Origin of the sequence: Nocardioides kongjuensis (assembly GCF_013409625.1) — a bacterium.
GTDB lineage: Bacteria > Actinomycetota > Actinomycetes > Propionibacteriales > Nocardioidaceae > Nocardioides > Nocardioides kongjuensis.
The window spans coordinates 550,490-570,287 of the sequence record NZ_JACCBF010000001.1 but is presented as its reverse complement, the minus strand read 5'-3'; the positions used below and the strand labels follow the sequence as shown (position 1 = coordinate 570,287).

17 protein-coding genes are annotated in these 19,798 nt (G+C 72.1%); 4 read left to right on the top strand and 13 right to left on the bottom strand.

Going from position 1 to position 19,798, the window contains the following annotated elements; all coding sequences use genetic code 11:
- Positions 1–4: 4 nt before the first annotated feature.
- Genes BJ958_RS02710 through leuA form a run of 5 tightly spaced genes read right to left on the bottom strand, consistent with a single transcriptional unit; the run spans position 5 to position 4,930 of the window.
- Positions 5–841, bottom strand: a complete 837-nt coding sequence (locus BJ958_RS02710; protein ID WP_179725320.1) for an isoprenyl transferase — start codon at positions 839–841, stop codon at positions 5–7.
- Between the two features lie 13 nt (positions 842–854).
- The gene (gene recO / locus BJ958_RS02705; RefSeq protein ID WP_179725318.1) at positions 855–1,607 is read right to left on the bottom strand and encodes a DNA repair protein RecO; all 753 of its coding nucleotides are present in this window, start codon (positions 1,605–1,607) and stop codon (positions 855–857) included.
- A gap of 48 nt (positions 1,608–1,655) precedes the next feature.
- Positions 1,656–2,237 carry a hypothetical protein gene (locus BJ958_RS02700; protein ID WP_179725316.1) on the bottom strand — a complete coding sequence of 194 codons (582 nt, stop codon included), beginning with the start codon at positions 2,235–2,237 and terminating at the stop codon, positions 1,656–1,658.
- Between the two features lie 57 nt (positions 2,238–2,294).
- Positions 2,295–3,167: an alpha/beta fold hydrolase gene (locus tag BJ958_RS02695; RefSeq protein WP_179725314.1), complete on the bottom strand. Its 873-nt coding sequence runs from the start codon at positions 3,165–3,167 to the stop codon at positions 2,295–2,297.
- Between the two features lie 5 nt (positions 3,168–3,172).
- Entirely contained in the window at positions 3,173–4,930 is a 1,758-nt protein-coding gene (gene leuA, locus BJ958_RS02690) for a 2-isopropylmalate synthase (RefSeq protein ID WP_179725312.1), read from the bottom strand.
- Positions 4,931–5,128: 198 nt separating this feature from the next.
- On the opposite strand from leuA, the gene BJ958_RS02685 reads away from it, so the two are divergent.
- Genes BJ958_RS02685 through BJ958_RS02670 form a run of 4 tightly spaced genes read left to right on the top strand, consistent with a single transcriptional unit; the run spans position 5,129 to position 9,609 of the window.
- Positions 5,129–7,429, top strand: coding sequence for a catalase (locus BJ958_RS02685; protein ID WP_179725310.1), 2,301 nt, complete (start codon positions 5,129–5,131; stop codon positions 7,427–7,429).
- Positions 7,430–7,438: 9 nt separating this feature from the next.
- Complete coding sequence (locus BJ958_RS02680; RefSeq protein ID WP_179725308.1) at positions 7,439–7,945, top strand: flavodoxin family protein; 507 nt, start codon at positions 7,439–7,441, stop codon at positions 7,943–7,945.
- Between the two features lie 19 nt (positions 7,946–7,964).
- Complete coding sequence (locus BJ958_RS02675) at positions 7,965–8,768, top strand: septum formation family protein (protein WP_273518324.1); 804 nt, start codon at positions 7,965–7,967, stop codon at positions 8,766–8,768.
- A gap of 4 nt (positions 8,769–8,772) precedes the next feature.
- Complete coding sequence (locus BJ958_RS02670) at positions 8,773–9,609, top strand: septum formation family protein (RefSeq protein ID WP_179725307.1); 837 nt, start codon at positions 8,773–8,775, stop codon at positions 9,607–9,609.
- A gap of 77 nt (positions 9,610–9,686) precedes the next feature.
- On the opposite strand, the gene era is transcribed toward BJ958_RS02670, so the two are convergent.
- From era to BJ958_RS02630, 8 genes are read right to left on the bottom strand one after another with little or no spacing between them, the layout of a single operon-like run.
- Entirely contained in the window at positions 9,687–10,751 is a 1,065-nt protein-coding gene (era, locus tag BJ958_RS02665; protein WP_379144497.1) for a GTPase Era, read from the bottom strand.
- Positions 10,748–11,533, bottom strand: coding sequence for an SIP domain-containing protein (locus BJ958_RS27550; protein ID WP_179725304.1), 786 nt, complete (start codon positions 11,531–11,533; stop codon positions 10,748–10,750). The genes era and BJ958_RS27550 overlap by 4 nt, the downstream gene beginning before the upstream one ends.
- 36 nt (positions 11,534–11,569) lie before the next feature.
- On the bottom strand, positions 11,570–12,004 hold the full coding sequence (locus BJ958_RS02655; RefSeq protein ID WP_179725302.1) for a DUF6916 family protein: 435 nt from the start codon (positions 12,002–12,004) through the stop codon (positions 11,570–11,572).
- Positions 12,001–12,828: a GNAT family N-acetyltransferase gene (locus BJ958_RS02650; RefSeq protein WP_179725300.1), complete on the bottom strand. Its 828-nt coding sequence runs from the start codon at positions 12,826–12,828 to the stop codon at positions 12,001–12,003. The genes BJ958_RS02655 and BJ958_RS02650 overlap by 4 nt, the downstream gene beginning before the upstream one ends.
- 7 nt (positions 12,829–12,835) lie before the next feature.
- Entirely contained in the window at positions 12,836–13,363 is a 528-nt protein-coding gene (locus tag BJ958_RS02645) for a phage tail protein (RefSeq protein ID WP_179725298.1), read from the bottom strand.
- Between the two features lie 9 nt (positions 13,364–13,372).
- Positions 13,373–13,897 (bottom strand): tail fiber protein, encoded by a 525-nt coding sequence (locus BJ958_RS02640; RefSeq protein ID WP_179725296.1) that lies wholly within the window; start codon positions 13,895–13,897, stop codon positions 13,373–13,375.
- Positions 13,898–13,905: 8 nt separating this feature from the next.
- Positions 13,906–14,406, bottom strand: a complete 501-nt coding sequence (locus BJ958_RS02635; RefSeq protein ID WP_179725294.1) for a tail fiber protein — start codon at positions 14,404–14,406, stop codon at positions 13,906–13,908.
- A 48-nt stretch (positions 14,407–14,454) separates the two neighbouring features.
- The gene (locus BJ958_RS02630; RefSeq protein WP_179725292.1) at positions 14,455–19,746 is read right to left on the bottom strand and encodes an Ig-like domain-containing protein; all 5,292 of its coding nucleotides are present in this window, start codon (positions 19,744–19,746) and stop codon (positions 14,455–14,457) included.
- Between the last annotated feature and the right edge of the window lie 52 nt (positions 19,747–19,798).

Sequence of the window (19,798 nt, the reverse complement as noted above, 5' to 3'; positions counted from 1 at the left end):
GCGCTCAGCCGACGGGGTTGGGCTCCGCGCCGCCGTAGCGCCGGTCGCGTCGGGCGTACTCGTCGATGGCCGCCCACAGGTGGCGACGGTCGACGTCGGGCCAGAGCACGTCGGAGAAGACGAACTCCGAGTACGCCGCCTGGTAGAGCATGAAGTTCGAGAGCCGCTGCTCCCCCGAGGTGCGCCAGATCAGGTCGGCGTCGGGGAGCTCGGGCACGTAGAGGTAGCGGCCCAGCGTGCGCTCGTCGACCTTGTCGGGGTTGACCCGGCCCGCCGCGACGTCGCGGGCCAGCGCCCTGGCGGCGTCGCCGAGCTCGGAGCGACCGCCGTAGTTGACGCACATCGTCAGGGTCAGGACGTCGTTGTGCCGGGTCATCTCCTCGGCGACCTGGAGCTCGGTGATCACCGACTTCCACAGGCGCGGTGCACGGCCGGCCCAGCGGACCCGGACGCCGAGCTCGTGCATCTCGTCGCGACGGCGGCGGATCACGTCGCGGTTGAAGCCCATGAGGAACTTGACCTCCTCCGGGCTGCGGGACCAGTTCTCGGTGGAGAAGGCGTACGCCGAGATCGCCTTCACGCCGATCTCGATCGCGCCCTCGACCACGTCGAACAGGCTCGACTCCCCCTCCTCGTGGCCCTTCGTGCGCGGCAGCCCGCGTTCCTTGGCCCACCGGCCGTTGCCGTCCATCACGACGGCGACGTGGTGCGGGACCAGCTCGGCAGGCACGGCGGGCGGCCGGGCGCCGGACGGGTGCGGGGTGGGCGGGCGGACCGGGCCCCGGGCGGCAGCAGCAGCGGCGGCTGCGGCGGCACGGGTACGACGGGTCGAGCGGGTCACGGGGAGCAGTCTGTCAGCGCTCGACGTACGCCAGCGACCGGAGCCCCCGCTCCAGCTGCCACTGCACGAACGCGGCGACCAGGCCGCTGGCCTCGCGGACGTGGCGCGGGTCGGCAGCCTCGATGACCGACCAGTCGCCGGAGAGCAGGCCGCCGAGCAGGGTGAGCGTCTCGGGGGCCGGGGTGGCCGAGCCGGGGATCCGGCAGGTCGAGCAGAGCACGCCGCCCATCGACGGGTTGAACCAGCGGTGGTGGCCGAGCTCGCCGGTCGCGGTCACCGGCGGGCGGCCGCAGTGGGCGCAGTCGACGAAGGCCGGGGCGTAGCCGGCGATGGCGAGCGCGCGCAGCAGGTAGGAGTCGAGGACGTGGCACTGGTTGCGCGTCCCCGCCGCCATCGCGTTGAGCCCGCCGAGCAGCAGCGCGAACTGCTGCCGCGCGGGCTCCCGCTCCTCGACGACGAGCCGCTCGGCTGTCTCGAGCATCGCGGTGCCGGCGGTGTAGCGGTCGTAGTCGGCGCCCAGCGGAGCGGCGTACGCGGCCCGGGTCTCGGCCTGGGTGATCGTGTCGAGGTTGCGGCCCTCGGCGAGCTGGAGGTCGACGTGGGTGAACGGCTCGAGGCGCGAACCCCACCGCGACGTCGTACGGCGCACACCCTTGGCGACCGCCCGGACCACGCCGTGCTCGCGGGTCAGCAGCGTGACGATGCGGTCCGCCTCACCCAGCTTGCGGGTGCGCAGGACGATCGCCTCGTCACGGTAGAGCGGCACGCTCCCATTGTGCGGCCTCGGGGGTGACCTCGCGCGCCGCCACCCCGTTCAGCCGCGCCGCACCTTCGGCGAGAGGACCTGCTGCTCCCAGCCCGTGGCGTCCATCCCGTCGTCAGCGAGGGTGCTGGAGTCCCCGTTCCAGTCGTAGACGGAGACGTTGACGCGGACCCAGCGCGGGTTGCCGAGGCACGAGCGCGGGATCCTCATGGCGACCGTGGCGGCGCTTCGGTCGTAGACACCGCGCAGGCCGTCACAACGCCTGACCGTCTCCTTGCGGCCGGGCTTGCGGACGAGCACCAGCACCCGCCCGCCCTTGACCAGCCAGATCGCACGCGCCTCGTACCTGCCCCGGGGCGTCACGACATGGCCGACCGTGACCCAGCCGCGAGCGGCGGGCAGCGCGCGCATGGCGGTGCGGACCCGGACGTCGCGACGGGTGTGCTTGACCACCACGGCCTGGATGTCGCCCTCCGCGCGGTCCGGCGCAGGAGTGGTGCCGGTGACGTCGCCGTCGAACAGCGCGAGGTCGAGGACATCGCCGGTCGCGTCGGCGTGGGACCACGTGTCCGCCACGGCGACGCCGGCGGACGAGAGCAGGGGTGCGGCGCTCAGGCCGATGACCGAGAGCAATCGGTGAAGGTTCCCCTTGCCGGGACCCTACGCCGGCACCGACCGGTTCGCGGGGCTTCAGGACGAACGGGTACGCCGCCCCCGCCGCGCCGGGCGCACGCACGCGAGCGCGAACCGGGTGACGACCAGGTCGAGCCGCTCGGGCCGCCGCCGCCACTCGAGGGGCACCTCGGTCCGCTCCAGCACCGCGCCGGGGATCTCTCCCGCCACGGTCTCCGCGTCGCCCACCGGGTGGAACGGGTCGGCGGTGCGGGAGAGCACCAGCGTGGGCACCGTCATCGCGGCCCGCTCGGCCGACGACGGCGCGAAGCGGCCGAACAGGACGCCGTGGACAACCGCGGCGACCGGGCCGGGGCGGGTGTCGAGGGTCTCGAGCACGAGCCGGACCCACTCGGGGGCCAGGCGGTGTGGGAGCGGGCGGGTGACCAGGCGCAGCGCGCTGAGCGCGAAGGGCGCGAACCGGGCGGTGGTGAGGACCGGGGTCAGCACGGAGAGCTGGGCGCCCAGGGCGTTCTCGAGGACCGGGCCGTCGAGGAGCAGGCCGGCGACCCGCTCGGGGGCGCGGGCGGCGACCTCGAGGGCGACGTTCGCGCCGATCGAGCTGCCGCCGACGACCGCCCGCGCGGCGCCGACGTGGTCGAGCAGGGCCACGACCTGGTCGGCGAACGCGGTCACCGAGTAGGACAGCGGGTCCGCCGGCTTGTCGGACCGGCCGTGACCGAGGGGGTCGAGGACGAGGACGTGCAGCCCGCTGGAGGCGAGCATCCGGGCGGTGCGGTCGTGCACCCGCCGCGGCACCAGCAACGGCGGGACGAGCACGACCCAGGCGTCCCCGGCGCCGTACTCGGTGAACTCCAGGCGGTCGCGACCGCGCCGGCCCTCGACGAAGACCTGTCCGACCTGCTCGGAGGCCAGCGCGGCGCGACCCATGCCGGTCAGCCGATCGGCTCGACGGGGGCGGCCGGGATGGTCGTCGCCCGCGCGCGGTTGGCGGCGCAGACCACCGCACGGAGCGAGGCCGTGACGATGTTGTGGTGGATCCCGATGCCCCAGACGATCTCGCCGGCGATCTCGCACTCGACGTACGCCGCCGCGAGCGCGTCGCCGCCCGAGGAGAGGGCGTGCTCGGCGTAGTCGAGGACCCGGATGTCGGCCCCCGCCTGACGCATCCCGTCGACGAACGCGGCGACTGGGCCGTTGCCCATGCCGGTGAAGGTCTGCTCCTCGCCGCGCACGGCGAGCCGGACCTCCTGGCGGTCGTCGCCGTCCTCGCTGGTCGAGGAGGAGAACGAGACCAGGTTGTACGGCGACTCGCGGTCGAGGTACTCGTTGCGGAAGATCTGCCAGATCGCCTCCGGCGTGACCTCACCGCCCTGGGCGTCGGTGTGCTGCTGGATCACGCGGCTGAACTCGATCTGCGCGCGCCGCGGCAGGTCCAGGCTGTGCTCGGCCTTGAGGACGTACGCGACACCGCCCTTGCCGGACTGGCTGTTGACCCGGATGACCGCCTCGTAGGTGCGCCCGACGTCCTTCGGGTCGATCGGCAGGTAGGGCGCCTCCCACGGGATCTCGCCGACCGGCTTGCCCTGCTCGGCCGCGATCCGGTCGAGGTCCTCCAGGCCCTTCTTGATGGCGTCCTGGTGGGAGCCGGAGAAGGCGGTGTAGACGAGGTCGCCGGCGTACGGGTGGCGCGGGTGGACGGGCAGCTGCGTGCAGTACTCGACCGTGCGGCGGATCTCGTCGATGTCGGACAGGTCGACCTGCGGGTCGATGCCCTGGCTGAACAGGTTCATCGCCAGGGTGACCAGGTCGACGTTGCCGGTGCGCTCACCGTGCCCGAACAGGCAGCCCTCGACCCGGTCGGCACCGGCCATCAGGGCCAGCTCGGTGGCGGCGACCGCGGTGCCGCGGTCGTTGTGCGGGTGCAGGCTGATCACCGAGTGGGCACGGCGGGTCAGGTGGCGTGAGAAGTACTCGATCTGGTCGGCGTAGGTGTTCGGCGTCGACATCTCGACGGTCGCCGGCAGGTTGAGGATGATCTCGCGGCCGGCCTCCGGCTGCCAGACGTCGGAGACCCGCTCGCAGACCTCGAGGGCGAAGTCGGTCGGGGTCTGGGTGAAGATCTCCGGGCTGTACTGGTAGCCGAAGTCGGTGCCCTCCAGCAGCTGGTCGGCGTACTTCATCACCCACTCGGTGCCGCGGGTCGCGATCGCGATGCACTCGGCCTCGGTGACGTTGAAGACGACGCGCTGGAACAGCGGCGCGGTGGCGTTGTAGAGGTGGACCGTCGCCTTGTCGGCGCCCTTCAGCGACTCGACGGTGCGCGCGATCAGGTCCTCGCGGGCCTGGGTCAGCACGGAGACGCGTACGTCGTCGGGGATCCGGTCCTCCTCGACGAGCTGGCGCACGAAGTCGAAGTCGGTCTGGCTCGCGGCCGGGAACCCGATCTCGATCTCCTTGTAGCCCATCTGGACCAGGAGCTCGAACATCTTCATCTTGCGCGAGGGGCTCATCGGGTCGATGAGCGCCTGGTTGCCGTCGCGCAGGTCGGTGGACAGCCACCGGGGTGCGCGGGTGATCTTCTGGTCCGGCCAGGTGCGGTCCGGCACGGTGACCGGCTCGAAGGCGGTGTAGCGGTGGTACGGCATCCCGCTCGGCTGCTGGGACGGGATGGTGACGCTCGGCTTGGTCATGACTTCCTCGGGTTGGTGAGTTTCAAGAGGGGCGCCGGGCGCGCGACTCACTCCGCAACGAGGGGTCCGGCTTCAGACCTCGCTGCGGCCGCTAAGAAGGAGGGCTCGCGTCATGATGGAAGTCAGGTTAGCAGCACCCGGTCTCCGGCCGGGAGCCGCGGGTACCACGCGGGGACCTCGACCGGAAGGAACCCCCGCATGGACCCGAAGCAGGTCGCCAAGGACGCACTCGACAAGGTGGCCGACGCCGCCGAGAGCGTCGCCGACAAGGCCCTCGCCGCGGACACCCCCGAGATCCCGGGTGCTCCCGCTGCCGCACCGCCGAGCCTGGCCGAGCCGACCGAGCCCGTCGACCCGCTGCCGCCGAAGCCGGACCAGGCGACCCCGGACACGCGGACGCCGACCGGCGCACCGGCGAGCGAGGACCCCCGCTCCGCCGGTCAGCAGGGCCGCTGGCTCACGACGTCCACCGGCACCCGGCTGCGCGACACCGACCACTCGCTCAAGGCCGGCGAGCGCGGCCCGACGCTGCTGCAGGACCACCACCTGCGCGAGAAGATCACGCACTTCGACCACGAGCGGATCCCCGAGCGCGTGGTGCACGCCCGCGGCGCCGGCGCCCACGGCTACTTCGAGGGCTACGGCACCGCCGCCTCGGTCACCTTCGCCGGCCTGTTCGCGGAGGGGAAGCGAACGCCGGTCTTCGTGCGGTTCTCGACCGTGCTCGGCTCGCGCGGCTCGGCCGACACGGTGCGCGACACCCGCGGGTTCGCGACGAAGTTCTACACCGACGAGGGCGTGTGGGACCTGGTCGGCAACAACATGCCGGTGTTCTTCATCCAGGACGGCATCAAGTTCCCCGACATCATCCACGCCGGCAAGCCGCACCCCGACCGTGAGATCCCCCAGGCGCAGAGCGCCCACGACACCTTCTGGGACTTCGTGTCGCTGCACACCGAGGCCCAGCACCACGCACTGTGGAACATGTCGGACCGGGGCATCCCGCGCTCGTACCGGATGATGGAGGGCTTCGGCGTCCACACCTTCCGGCTCGTCAACGCCGCAGGTGAGACCTCGCTGGTGAAGTTCCACTGGAAGCCGCGGCTCGGCGTCCACTCCCTGACCTGGGAGGAGGCGCAGCTGATCGGCGGCCTGGACCCGGACTTCCACCGCCGCGACCTGGCCGACGCCATCGAGGCGGGCGCCCACCCCGAGTGGGAGCTCGGCATCCAGGTCTTCGAGGACACCGACGACCAGCTCTTCGAGGGCATCGACCTGCTCGACCCCACGAAGCTGGTGCCCGAGGAGCTCGCCCCGGTCCAGCCGATCGGGCGGATGGTGCTCGACCGCAACCCCACGAACTTCTTCGCCGAGACCGAGCAGGTCGCCTTCCACGTCGGTCACCTGGTGCCCGGCATCGACGTCACCGACGACCCGCTGGTCCAGGCCCGGCTGTTCTCGTACGTCGACACCCAGCTCACCCGTCTCGGCGGCCCGAACTTCAACCAGATCCCGGTCAACCGCACCCACGCGCCGGTGAACGACATGCTCCGCGACGGGTTCCACCAGCACGCGGTGCACGCCGGGGTCGCGCCGTACCGGCCGAACTCGCTCGACGGCGGCTGCCCGTTCACGGCCGGAGGCGACCTGTCGGACGAGCAGACCCGCGCGTTCGTGGACGCGGCCCGCAACGTGGCCGGCCCGAAGGTCCGCGCCCAACCGGCGACCTTCGACGACCACTTCACCCAGCCGCGGCTGTTCTGGGAGAGCATGAGCCCGGTCGAGCAGGAGCACATCATCCGGGCGTACAGCTTCGAGCTGGGCAAGTGCTTCGAGCAGGCCGTCAAGGAGCGCCAGCTCCAGGCGCTGGCGAACATCGATCCCCGGCTCTGCGCCGAGGTCGCCACGGCGCTGGGCCTCCCCGCCCCGGAGCCCACCGGCGAGCTCGCCGTCGTGACACCCAGCCCCGCGCTCTCCCAGCTCGTCGGCGGACCGTGGCCGGGCGATGGTCGGGTCGTCGGGATCGTCGTCGACCCCGATGGCGACCTCGCGGACGTGTCCGAGGTGCGCTCCACGGTCCTGGACGCGGGAATGGTGCCCCTGCTGATCGCGCCGCACGGCGGGACCGTGGGCGAGCTGGCCGTGCAGCGGACCTTCGCGACCGTGCGGTCGGTGGAGCTCGACGCGGTGCTCGTCGACGGCTCCCCCGTGGCCGCCCCGGACGCCCTGCCGGCGCGCGACGCCAAGGCCGGTGCCGCACCGACCTCGACGCTCGACCCCCGCGTGGTGCTCCTGCTGGAGGAGGCACACCGCCACGCGAAGGTGATCGGCGCGTGGGGCGAGGGCGTCCGCGCGCTCACCGTTGCAGGCGTGCCCGAGGACGCCCCCGGGGTCGTCACCGGCAGCGCGGGCATCGGCGTGCTGGACGAGGTCCTCGCCCTGGCGGGGACGCACCGGGCCTGGGAGCGGTTCATGACGGCCGGGCAGGTCGACCTCTAGCCTGACGGGGTGTCCCGGCTCCTGATCGTGCACCACTCCCCCAGCCGCTCGATGCAGGCGCTGCTCGAGCAGGTGGTGTCCGGTGCCCACGACGAGGACGTCCAGGCCGGCACGCCGGTGGAGGTCGTCGTACGGCCGGCGCTGGAGGCGACCGCGGACGACGTGCTGGCCGCCGACGGGTACGTCCTCGGCACCACCGCCAACTTCGGCTACATGAGCGGCGCGCTCAAGCACTTCTTCGACTCCACCTTCCTCGCGGTCGGTGGTGCGCTCGACCCGAGCGGCGCGCCCGGGGAGGACGCGGGCGCCGGCACGACCGCCGGGCGCCCGTACGGACTGTGGCTGCACGGCCGCTACGACCTCACCGGTGCGGAGCGCTCGGTGCAGTCGATCGTGGGGGCGCTCGGCTGGCGTCAGGGGTACGACGTGCTCGGCGTGCTCGGCGACCTGGACGAGGCGGCGTTGGAGGCTGCCTACGCCCTGGGCGCTACGATCGCGGCACTCCTGACCGACTGACCACCGAGGGGCTGACCGCGTGCTGCACCGAGCCGTCGTGCTGATCGCGCTCGCGCTGCTGGCACCCGCCCTCGCCGCGTGCGGCACCACGAGCCAGGGCAGCAACACCGACGACGACCTGGTCGACTCGCTCGAGGTGCCCGCGAACGGTGTGTGCCGTTCGCTGACCCCCGACGACGTCGCCCACCCCGCCAACGCGACCCGCACGGTCCCGTGCTCGAAGGAGCACACGGCCGAGACCTTCGCGACCGGCGAGCTGCCCTCGGAGTTCGACGACGCCGACTACGACGACAAGGAGCTCGGCCGGTTCGCCTACAAGACCTGCTCGACCGCCTTCGCCACCTTCGTCGGTGCCGACGAGAGCCTGGTGCTGCGCACGACGCTGAGCTGGGCGTGGTTCAGGCCCTCGGAGAAGGCGTGGGGCAAGGGCGCGCGCTGGTACCGCTGCGACGTGCTCGGCGGGAGCACCGCGAGCACGTCGTACCGGCCCCTCCCGGAGACGGCGAAGGGCATGCTGGCCGGCCGGCCACCGGACGTGTGGCTCAGCTGCGCTCGCGGTCCGTCGGTCGGCGAGGGCGAGAAGGTGCCGTGCTCGCAGAAGCACGACTGGCGCGCGGTCACGACCGTCAAGCTCGGGCAGCCCGAGGACCCGTACCCCGGAGACCGCGTGATGGAGAGCCGGACCGAGTCGTTCTGCTCCGGCTCGGTCAAGGCGTGGCTGAACTACCCCTCCGAGTTCGAGTACGGCTACACCTTCTTCCACAAGGCCGAGTGGGACGCGGGGATCCGGCGCTCGGTGTGCTGGGCGAGGACGAGTGAGTGACCCGATGAGCAGCCGCACTCCCCTGGTTCGCCGTGCCGGCGCCGTCGCCGCGGCGCTCCTCGCCCTGACCGGGCTCGCCGCCTGCAGCAGCGGTGACGACGACAGCAAGGCGCCGAAGCAGGAGCCGACGACGCAGACCACCGCGGCCGCGCCCGACCCCGGTCCGGCCACCGGCGCCTGCTACTCGCTGCCGTACGACGCCGCCGTCGCCCCGACGTCCAAGGTCGAGCCCGTCGACTGCGGCCAGGCCCACACCAGCGTCACCTTCGCGATCGGCACCATCGACGCCGTCGTCGACGGCCACCTGCTCGCCGTCGACTCCGACCGCGTCCAGTCCCAGGTCTCGTCCGCCTGCCCCGCCCAGCTGCTGACGTACGTCGGTGGCACGCTCACGAGCCTGCGGCTGAGCATGATCCGCTCGATCTGGTTCACCCCCACCGTCGAGCAGTCCGACGCCGGCGCCACCTGGTACCGCTGCGACGCCGTCGTCCTCGACGGCGCCTCCCGGCTCGCCGACCTCGACGGCGATCTCAAGGGCGTGCTGGCCAAGGGCGTGCCGGACGCGTACGCCATGTGCGGCACCGCCGCCCCCGACGCCCCCGCCTTCGAGCGGGTCCGCTGCTCGGCCAAGCACTCCTGGCGCGCGATCGACGTGGTCGCCTTCCAGGAGAACGACTACCCCGGCGCCAAGAAGGTGCAGGAGGCCGGCCGGACGCGGTGCGAGGACGCTGCCGCGGACGTCGCCAAGGACCCGCTGACCTTCAAGTGGGGCTACGAGTGGCCCACCAAGGAGCAGTGGGCGATGGGCCAGAAGTTCGGCCGGTGCTGGACGGCTGAGTAGCCGACGCACGACGTCATCCCCGGCGCCATTTTCTGCCGGGTCGGCGCACGTCTCGAGCCACTTTCTGCCGGGTCGCGCTAGAAGCCCAGTTTGCGCAGCTGCCGCGGGTCGCGCTGCCAGTCCTTGGCGATCTTGACGTGCAGGTCGAGGTAGACCGGCGTGCCGAGGAGCGCCTCGATCTGCTGGCGGGCGGCGGTGCCGACCTGGCGCAGGCGGGCGCCCTTCTTGCCGATCACGATGCCCTTCTGGGAGTCGCGCTCGACGTACAGGTTGGCGTGGATGTCGAGCAGCGGCTTGTCGTCGGGGCGGCCCTCGCGCAGGCCCATCTCCTCGACGACGACGGCGATGGAGTGCGGGAGCTCGTCGCGGACGCCGTCGAGGGCGGCCTCGCGGATCAGCTCGGCGGCCAGGATCTCCTCGGGGGCGTCGGTGAGGTCGCCGTCGGGGTAGAGCGGCGGGCCCTCGGGCATCAGGCCGACCAGCAGGTCGCCGAGCAGGTCGATCTGGTCGCCGGCGACGGAGGAGACGGGGACGATCTCGGCCCAGTCGGTGCCGGTCTCGCGGCCGAGCTCGGCGATGTCGAGGAGGTGCTCGCCGATCCGGTCGGCGGTGACGAGGTCGGTCTTGGTGGCGACGGCGATCTTCGTCGTACGACGGACCTTGGCCAGCTCGTTGACGAGGAACTTGTCGCCGGGGCCGATCTTCTCGTCCGCGGGGAAGCAGACGGCGACGACGTCGACCTCGGCCCAGGTGGTCTTCACCAGGTCGTTGAGGCGCTCGCCGAGCAGGGTGCGGGGGCGGTGGAGGCCGGGGGTGTCGACGAGCACCAGCTGGCCGTCGGGGCGGTGCACGATGCCGCGGACCACGGTGCGGGTGGTCTGCGGCTTGTCGGAGGTGATCACGATCTTCTGCCCGACGAGTGCGTTGGTCAGCGTGGACTTGCCGACGTTGGGGCGTCCGACGAAGCAGGCGAACCCGCTGCGGTAGCCGTCGGGCACGTCGCCCAGCCCGAACACCGGCGCGGCCGGCGGCGGGAGGGCGCCGAAGTCCTCGTCGAACTCGTCGTCGAAGTCCTCGTCGTCCTCGAGATCGTCCTCGAGGTCGTCGGGCTCGTGCTGCTCCGGCTCGTGCTGGTCGGTCACTGCTCAGCTCCTGCCTGCGCGGCGTCGTAGTCGGCCCAGATCTCCTCGTCGGACTTCCCCGCGGCCTTGCCGGCCCGCCAGATCGGGCCGGGGTCGACGGCACGGGGCTGGCGCTTCGCGACCGAGCGCCAGTAGCCCATGACGTCGTAGTGGGTGCTCGGGAGCTTGCGCTCCCGCATCAGGTGCTTGCGGATCGCCCGCATCTGCGCGGACTCCCCCGCCATCCAGAAGTAGCCCTCGCCCTCGGGCCAGTCGATCCCCTCGACCACCTCGGCCAGGCGGCTCTCGTCACCGAGCGGCAGCCAGGTGACGTCGACGCCCGCGGGGAAGTAGTCCTCGATCCGCGAGTCGGCCGGCACCTCGGCGTGGATCCGCACCGGCAGCCGGTCACCGTGCTCGGCGGCGATCCGGGCCATGGCCGGCAGCGCGGTGAGGTCGCCGACGAGCAGCAGCCAGGCAGCGTCGTCGGGCGGCAGGAAGGATCCCTTGGCCTCGGTGAGCACGACCTGCTGGCCGACCACGTCGCCCGAGCGGCCCGAGGCCCACTCGGTCACCAGGCCGACGTCGTGGACGACGACGTCGAGCACCATCTGCCCGGCCTCGAACGAGCGCACCGTGTAGTAGCGGCTCTGGAACTGGCCGGGCACGACCAGGCCGACCCACTCGTCGGCGATGCCGGTCGAGGTGAAGCCGGGCACGTCGAGCGTCAGCCGCACGAGGTGCGGGGTGACCTGCTCACGGCCGCGGACCGTGGCGTCGTACTGCTGGGCCCGGGTGCTCACCCACCAAGGCTAGTGGTCAGCGCGCGCGACACCCACTCAGCGGTTGTTGATGGTGGCCCGGTAGCGCCGGTGCGAGGCGTCGGTGGGGACGAGGAACAGCGAGGTACGCCGGAACTTGCGGCGCTTCACGGAGTAGGTCCCCTGGCCCGGTCCCGGCCTCTTCGTGGTGAAGGTGAGCTCGAAGCTGCGGTTGGAGCCCTTGGTCACGAGCGGGATGTTCGAGATGTCGACCAGCTTCATCTTCAGCCGCACACCCGGCCCGGACACGGTGAACCGCGCCTTGCGGTGCTTCGTGAATCGCTTGCGGCGGTAGAGCTTCGCGTCGCGGGTGATCGCGCGCTCGGCGACCTCGGCCGGCGCGACCACCAGGTCCGGGGCGGCACCGGCCGGCGGAAGCGTGATGCCGACGGCGGCCACGGCGACTCCGGTGGCGGTCGCACCGAGGACGGTACGGCGGGTCAGCTCGGTCATCGACGTTCTCCTAGGCTGGCTTCATGACTGCGTGGTTGGACTTCGACGACTTCTCCGGCCTCGTGGGCGAGCCCTTCAGCACGGTGGTCGAGGACGGCGCCGAGGTCACCCTCACGCTCGCCGAGGCCACGCTCGGTGCGGAGCTGGGAGGTCCCGGCCCGGATGGCACCCCGCGACGCCAGTTCTCGCTGGTCTTCGCGGGGCCGGCGCAGCCCGCGCTCGGCCAGGGCACCCGCGAGCTCAGTCACGCCGGCCTCGGCGCGGTCGCGCTGTTCCTGGTCCCCGTCGGCGGCGACGCCGAGGGCCTGCGCTACCAGGCCGTCTTCGCCTGAGCGCCACTCGAGGAGCCGGCGGATCCCCCGGTCCTCGACCTGCCGGAACCCGAGCCGCTCGTAGAGACCGCTCGCCCGGTGGCCGGTCTCGACGTGCAGGCTGACGGTCCGGCCCTCGGCCGCGGCCCGGTCGGTCACCGCGCGCACCAGCGCGCCACCGATCCCCTGGCGCTGGAAGGCCGGCAGGAGGGCGATGTCGACGATCCGGATGTCGTCGTCACTCTCGGACGGGTCCGACAGGTAGAGCCGGCCGGCCGGGTGGCCGTCGACCTCGACGACGTCGAAGGACCCGTGCGGGTGGGCGGCCCGGTACTGCCGGTCCTGGAGGTCGAACTGCATCCGCTCGAACGCCTCGCGCTGACCAGGCTGCCAGGTCGCCCGGTCCAGCTCGTCGGCCCGGCTGGCGGCGTACACCTCGACCAGCAGCGTGGTGTCCGCTGCTGTCGCCGGCCGCAGCCGAACGGTCCGGCCGTGCACGGTCAGGGTCGTCATCGCGGCCTCATCCGCGCGGCGGGAACACGCCCTGGAGCGCGATGCAGAAGTTGAACGTCAGGTAGGGCTGCATGTTGTTGTGGGGCAGCGAACCGCCGGCGACGGACAGCGCCGAGAGGGCGAGTGCGTCGGTCCCGGTCGGGGCGCTCTGGTAGAGCGTGCCACCCGAGGACAGGGCGAACGAGGCGTTCGGGTTCGGCGTGCTGGTGTCAGCGAGGTCGGCCGTGTCGGCGCGCAGGGCGTGGGTGTGCACGGGGATCTCGGACTGGATCAGGGTGACCGTCTCCGACCCCGAGATCTCGCCGATGAACCGCTCGGAGAGGCCCGGGCCCTGCCCCTGACCCAGCGGCGCCGCGCCCTGCAGGTTCGGCAGCGCGAAGGTCGACTTCCCGTCGCCGCCGTACATCGTGCCGAGCAGCGAGAACAGGGCCGTGTTCTGGGAGATCGGCATCAGCTGACCGTCGCAGAGTGCCCAGCCCTTGGGGGCGAAGTTGAAGGGGAAGATGCGGATCTCCGCAACGAAGGGGTCGGCCATGGTCCGTCCTCAGGTCTGGCTCGGGAAGATGCCGAACAGGGAGATGATGAAGCTCACGCACAGGAACGGCTGCATGTTCTCGTGCGGCTGGGAACCGCCCACCGGGTCGATCGCCCCCGCTGCGAAGCCGGCGGTGGGTACGTCGTTGATGAACGGGACGACGTTGAGCGACATCGCGGGCAGGTTGCCGACCGGGGACACCTGGTTGCCGGGCTGGCCGCCCACGGCGGTCAGCGCGTGCGTGTGCGACGGGATCTGTTGCGTGCTCAGGGTGACCGTCTCGACGCCGTCGGCCTCGCCGATCTGGTACGTGGTCCCGGTCGTGGGATTGGTGCCCATGTGGATCGGGATGCGGCTCTGCAGGTTGGGCAGTGCGAAGGTCTCCTGGCCGTCGCCGCCGTAGGTGGTGCCGATCAGCTGGAACAGGACGTCGTTCTCGCTGATGGGCAGCAGCGCTCCGTTGCAGAACGCCCATCCCGCGGGGGCGAAGTTGCCCGCGAACATCCGGATCTCGCCGACGTAGGGTTGTGCCACCGGTTCTCCTAGGTCTGGCTCGGGAAGATGCCCTGGAGCGCGATGCAGAAGCTCAGGGTCAGGAACGGTTGACGGTTCTCGTGCGGCTGGCTGCCACCGACGGACGTCACGGACGCCGGGTTCAGGGTCGTCGACGCCGGGCCCGAGCGGTAGGCGTTGTTGGCGCCGCCCAGGTACGCGCCGGCCGGGCTGGCCGTGCCCCCGGTCGCGGTGGCCGAGACCCGGACCGCGTGGGTGTGGGCCGGGAGCTCGTTGGCGGTCACGGTGTGGAACTCCTGGCCGCCCGCCTGCCCGATGAAGAACCCGTTGCCCGTGTGGATCGGCACGCGGCCGCGCAGGTCCGGCAGGGCGAAGGTGGTCTGGCCGTTGCCGCCGTAGGAGGTGCCGAGCAACGAGAACAGTGCCTGGTTCTGGTTGATCGGCAGGAACTGGCCGTTGCACAACGCCCAGCCCTTGGGCGGGAAGTTGAACGACATCAGCCGGATCTCGGAGAGGAAGGGCTCAGCCACGGGGCCTCCTGGCGGTCGTGGGGCGGTGGGCGGGGAACAGCCGGCGGCTCATGGGACCGCCGGGGCGGGGCAGGACGCGACGTTCACGAAGCCAGCGCCCGTGGGGAACGTGCTGCTCGCCGCGGCGGTCGGTCCACCGGTCGGGTTGTCGGCCACCAGGAAGGTCTGCACCGCGGTGGTGTCCCCCGCCGCTCCGGTGTAGCCCGGGAGCTGGATGGTGGTCGCCTGGCGCTGCCGCACTCGGATGTCGTACGTCGACGCCAGGCCGGCCTGGTCGAACCCGCTCGCCGCGACGTCGTTGGTCCGGATGTCGGCGCAGGCGGTGAAGGTGTCGCCGATCTGGGTGCCGATGTTGTAGTGGATGCCGTTCTTCGCGATCGCCAGAGTGCCGGGCGTCGTGCCGGGCTCGGCCACCGTGTTGCCGGTGACGGTGGTGTTCACGAAGCCGGACTGTGCGCTGCTCCCACCGCCGGCCTCCACCTCGATGCCGAAGTTGTTGTACTGCCGGATCGCGTTGCCGGTGACCGACCAGGTCGACACACCCCCACCCATCTGCTGGAGCTTGAGCGCCGATCCCTCGGCCGAGCCCGAGTTGGCCACGCCGCTGACACCGATGGTGTTGTTCTTGAACAGGCCCTGCTGGACGGCGTTGCCGACCCGCTTGACGATCAGCACACCCGGCCCGACGGCGTCGCGGAAGGTGTTGTTCTCGACGTCCATCGTCGCGTTGCCACCGGTGCCGCTCTGGAAGATCGACACGCCACCGCCGCCGGTGGCGATCGCCGGGTGGCTGTTCGAGAGGGTGTTGCCGGTGACCGTCAGGGACGACGTCCCGGCGCCGTTGAGGTCGACGCCGAGCAGGTCGCCGGCAGCACTGCTGAACGTGTTGGCGGTGACCGTGGCGTCCACTGCGCCCGCGCCCGGCTCGGTGATGATCGACAGGGCGTCGTTGGCGGTGAACGCGCCGTTGGCACCGAACGTGACGTGGTCGACGGTCAGGGTGACCGAGCCGCTCGTGTTGTCGACGCGCAGGCCGTCCTCGACGCCGCCGCTGACGTGGGTGTCGGTGACCGAGACCGCGCCCGTGGCGTTCTGCAGCAGGATCGCCGAGTCGTCGTACGGCGTTGCTCCGGTGGTCCCGTTGGTCCCGTTGACCACGCTGTTGGCGAGGGTCAGGCCGGAGACGCCGGACCCGCGGATCGCGTAGTTGCTGTGGTCGTGGATCCACATCCGGGTCAGCGACGGCGCCTTCGTGTTGCTCAGGACGACGCCGGCACCGTCGGGGGTGCTGCTCGAGCTGTCGGCGCCGGTGCTGCCGCTGATCGTGCCGCCGGTGCACCCGCTGGTGTTCGCCGCGGTGCACGTGCCGCCGGTGCCGGTGACGGTGAGCGATCCGGCGCTCCCGGTGTCGGCGAGCAGGATGCCGCCGGCGCCACCGGTGGAGTCGATCCGGGCGAAGGTCAGGCCGGAGGCGCCGATGCCGGTGGACGTGACCCACAGGGCACGACCTGCGCCCGAGCTGATCGTGTTGCCGGTGCCGGTCACGGTGATCGTGCCGCTGGAGGCCGCCCGGATGCCGTCACCGGTGGTGGTGGTCACGGCGAGGCCGCCGCCGCTGATGGTGAGCGTGTGGGCGCCGCTGGAGGTCATCGACACCGCGGTGCTCGCACCCGTGCTGAACGTCTTGGCCGCGCCGCTGAGGACGGTGGTGCCGCCGGTGTTGCCGCTGAGGGCGATGCCGCCGCCGGCGTCCGCGCCGTCGGTGAGCGAGCCGCTGAGGGTGATCGTGCCGCCGGTGCGTCCGGTCACCTCGAGGGTGCCACCCGTCCCGTCGGTGATCGGGCCGGGGTAGGTGATCGCACCGCTGCCGGCGTTGACGTCGAACGCCATGACCTGGGAGCCGGAGACGGATCCGCTGCTGGCGCTGAAGGTGCCGGTGCCGAGGCCGTCGAGGTTGATGCCCTTCGTGGCGCTGCCCGTCGACGTCACCTCGCCGAAGGAGAGGGTCGAACCGCCCGCGTTGGTGGCATCGACGGCTGGGCCGCCCTTGGTGCGTACGTCGGTGGTCTGGACGGTGACGGCGCCGGTGTCCTGCAGCAGGAGGCCGGCGGCCCCGCCCGACCCGGAGGTCGCGGTGTCGTCGATGACCACGTCCTGGATCGAGTAGGCACCCGTCGTGCTCACCAGGGAGACAGCGGCCTTCGTACCGGCGGTGCCGGTGTCGATGACGCGCAGGTTCCTGAGCACGCCGCCCACGTCACCGGCTCCGCCGGCGACACCGCTGCTGGTCCCGGACGGGTCGATGGTCAGGCCCGCGACGGTGTTGCCGGCGGCGAGGCTCACCACGTCGGTCCCGCTCGCCGTGAGCAGGGGCCGCTGACCGGCGACACCGGCGCTGAGGGTCACCCCGCCGACCACCAGGTCCTCGGCCTCGCCGAGGAGCCGCTGGTCCGCCTTCAGGGCGATCCCGGCCGCGTACCCGGTGCTGGTGCCGTCGCCGGCGTCCACGTAGATGGTCTGGTCGGTGCCCGACGCCACCTGGGCCTGGGCCAGGGTGTCGAAGGGTGCGGTCGAGGTGCCGCTGTTGCCGGGGCCGTCGTTGGCGACGTACCAGACACAGCCGCTGACCGGGACCGTCACCGTGCCGGTGCCGGTGGCCGCGCCGTCCGGGTCGTTGTCGGTGACCTGGTAGCTGAAGGTGTCGGTGCTGATGCAGCCGGCCGGTGGCGTGTAGACGAAGTCGCCGTCGGCCTGCAGGGTGACCGATCCACCCTGGGTCGTGCTGACGGTGTCGGCGACCACCGTGACGAGGCCGGGCGTCTCCACGTCGCCCGCGCCGGAGAGCAGGTCAGCCGTGGTGGTCTTGCGCGGTCCGCTCGCCGACGGCACGCCGTCGGTCGGGTCGTCGACGACGAGCACCGTGTTGCCGACGGCCGCAGCGCTCAGGGTGAGCGCAGCCACCGTCGGTGCGTCGTTGACGCAGGTGACCGTGACGGAGACGGTCGCAGTGGAGCCGCCGGTGATCGTGTAGGTGAAGGTGTCGGCCGTCCCGCCGGTGTTGCAGTAGTTCGCGTTGGGCGAGTAGCCGACCGTGGATCCGTTGGTGGTCGCCGTGCCGTTGACCGGCTGGGTGACCGACAGGATCTGGGGCGAGTCGTCGCCGATCTGGTCGTTCACCATCACCGTGAGGGTTCCGGACTGGTCCTCGGTGATCGTCACGGCGTCGTCGACGGCGACCGACGGGTCCACCACGCAGGTGACCGTCATCGCGACCGACGCGGTCGTGCCGCCGGTGATCGTGTACGTGAAGGTGTCGGGAGCGCCGCCGGGCGGGTTGTTGCAGTAGTTGGCCGAGGGTGCGTAGGTCAGCCCCGTACCGCCGCCCGTGATCGCCACGGTGCCGTTGAGCGGCTGGGTCACGGCCGTGATCGACAGGCTCACAGCGTCGGGGTTGAGGTCGTTGGCCAGGACCGGGACAGGAGTCGCACCGCTGTCCTCGCCCACCGTGGCGGTGTCGGCGACCGCGGTGGCGGCGTCGGCCACGCAGGTGACGGTGACGGCGACGGTCGCGGAGGCCCCACCCGGAGCCAGCGTGTACGTGAACGTGTCGGTCGTGCCTCCGGGCGCGCTGTTGCAGTAGTTCGCGGACGGCGTATAGGTCAGCGCCGTGCCGCCGCCGACCAGGGCGACCGTGCCGTTCGTCGGCTGCGCGACGGAACCGACGAGAAACGAGTCGCCGTCGGCGTCGCTGTCGTTGGCGAGCACGAGGACCTGGGTCGGGCCGGAGTCCTCCAGCACCGTCACCTCGTCGTCGACGGCGACCGGCAGGTCGTCGACACAGGTGACCGTCATCGCGACCGACGCGGTCGTGCCGCCGTTGATCGTGTACGTGAAGGTGTCCGGCACGCCACCGGGGCCGGTGGTGCAGCGGTCGGCCACGGGTCGGTAGGTGAGCCCCGTCCCGCCACCGGTGATCGCGACCGTGCCGTGGCCGGGCTGGGTCACCGAGACGATGCCCTTCGGGCCACCGTCGACGTCGGTGTCGTTGGCCAGGACGTCGACGGCGGTGGCCGGCGCGTCCTCGCCGACGGTCGCGGCGTCCGCGACGGCCACGGGCGTGTCGTCGACGCAGGTGACGTGCACCGACACGGTCGCGGTGGCGCCGCCGGGTGCGAGCGTGTAGGTGAAGGTGTCGGGGCTGGTTCCCGGCGGGTCCGTGCAGAAGTCGGCGTCCGGCTGGTAGGTGAGTCCGGTCCCACCGCCGGTGACGACGACCGCGCCGTCACCCGGCTGGGTCACGGACGCGATGATGAGCGGGTCGCCGTCGACGTCGTCATCATTGGCGAGCACGCCCACCGTGGTTGCCGGAGCGTCCTCACCGACCGTCGCGACGTCGTCGACGGCCGTCGGGTCGTCGGGCTGGCACGTGATGTCGACGGTCACCCGGCCGAGGTCCGTGCGGCCGGTTCCGTCGCCGACGGTGTAGTCGAACCTGCCGGCACCGGCACCGCAGAGGTCGGGCTGGGGCGTGAACCGGATGACGCCGCCCGTCAGGGCCACCGTGCCGCCGACGGGTGCGGCGACCGCGGTCACCGTCAGCGGGTCGCCGTCGGGGTCCGTGTCGTTCGCGACCGGACTGCCGGCACCGCTGCCGGGGAGCTCGAGGACGGTGTCCTCGTCGGTCGTCGCGGTGTCGTCGAGCGCGACGGGCGCACCCGGCACCTTCGGCGGCTCCGGCGTCACGGGCGGGGTGACGTCGTCGTCGCAGCTGCGACCCAGGTCGTCGTCGGCTGAGTCCACGGCCGCGTCGGTGCCGCGACCACAGCCGAGGTCGTCGGCGCCCGGTCCGCCGTCGAGCCGGTCGTCGCCGCGGCCGCCGTACAGCGCGTCGGCCCCGGGGCCGCCCCGGAGGTCGTCGGCACCGGGTCCGCCGTGCAGCTGGTCGTCGCCGGCCTCCCCGCGGAGGTCGTCGTCGCCGGTGCCGCCGTAGAGCCGGTCCGAGCCGCCGCCACCACGCAGGACGTCGTCGCCGCTGCTTCCCCACAGCAGGTCGTCGCCCGCGCCGCCGTCGATCACGTCGTCGCCGGGGCCACCGCTGATGGCGTCGTCACCGCCTCCGCCGGTGATGCGGTCGTTCCCGCCGAGGCCGCAGATGACGTCGCGGCCGGAGGTCCCGACGAGCACGTCGGGCCCCGGGGTGCCGGCGATCGTGCAGGCGCTGCGCGCCGGGACGCTCGGCGCGACGGCCGTGGCCGGGAGGGCCGAGACGACCAGCAGCACCCCCGCTCCGACCCAGCTCGTCGCTGCCACTGCGCGCGTCGTCACACGACCGATCGACATGATCGTCCCCAAGCTGTGTTGTCGTCCAGTGCGCACGACGCAGCACCGCCCC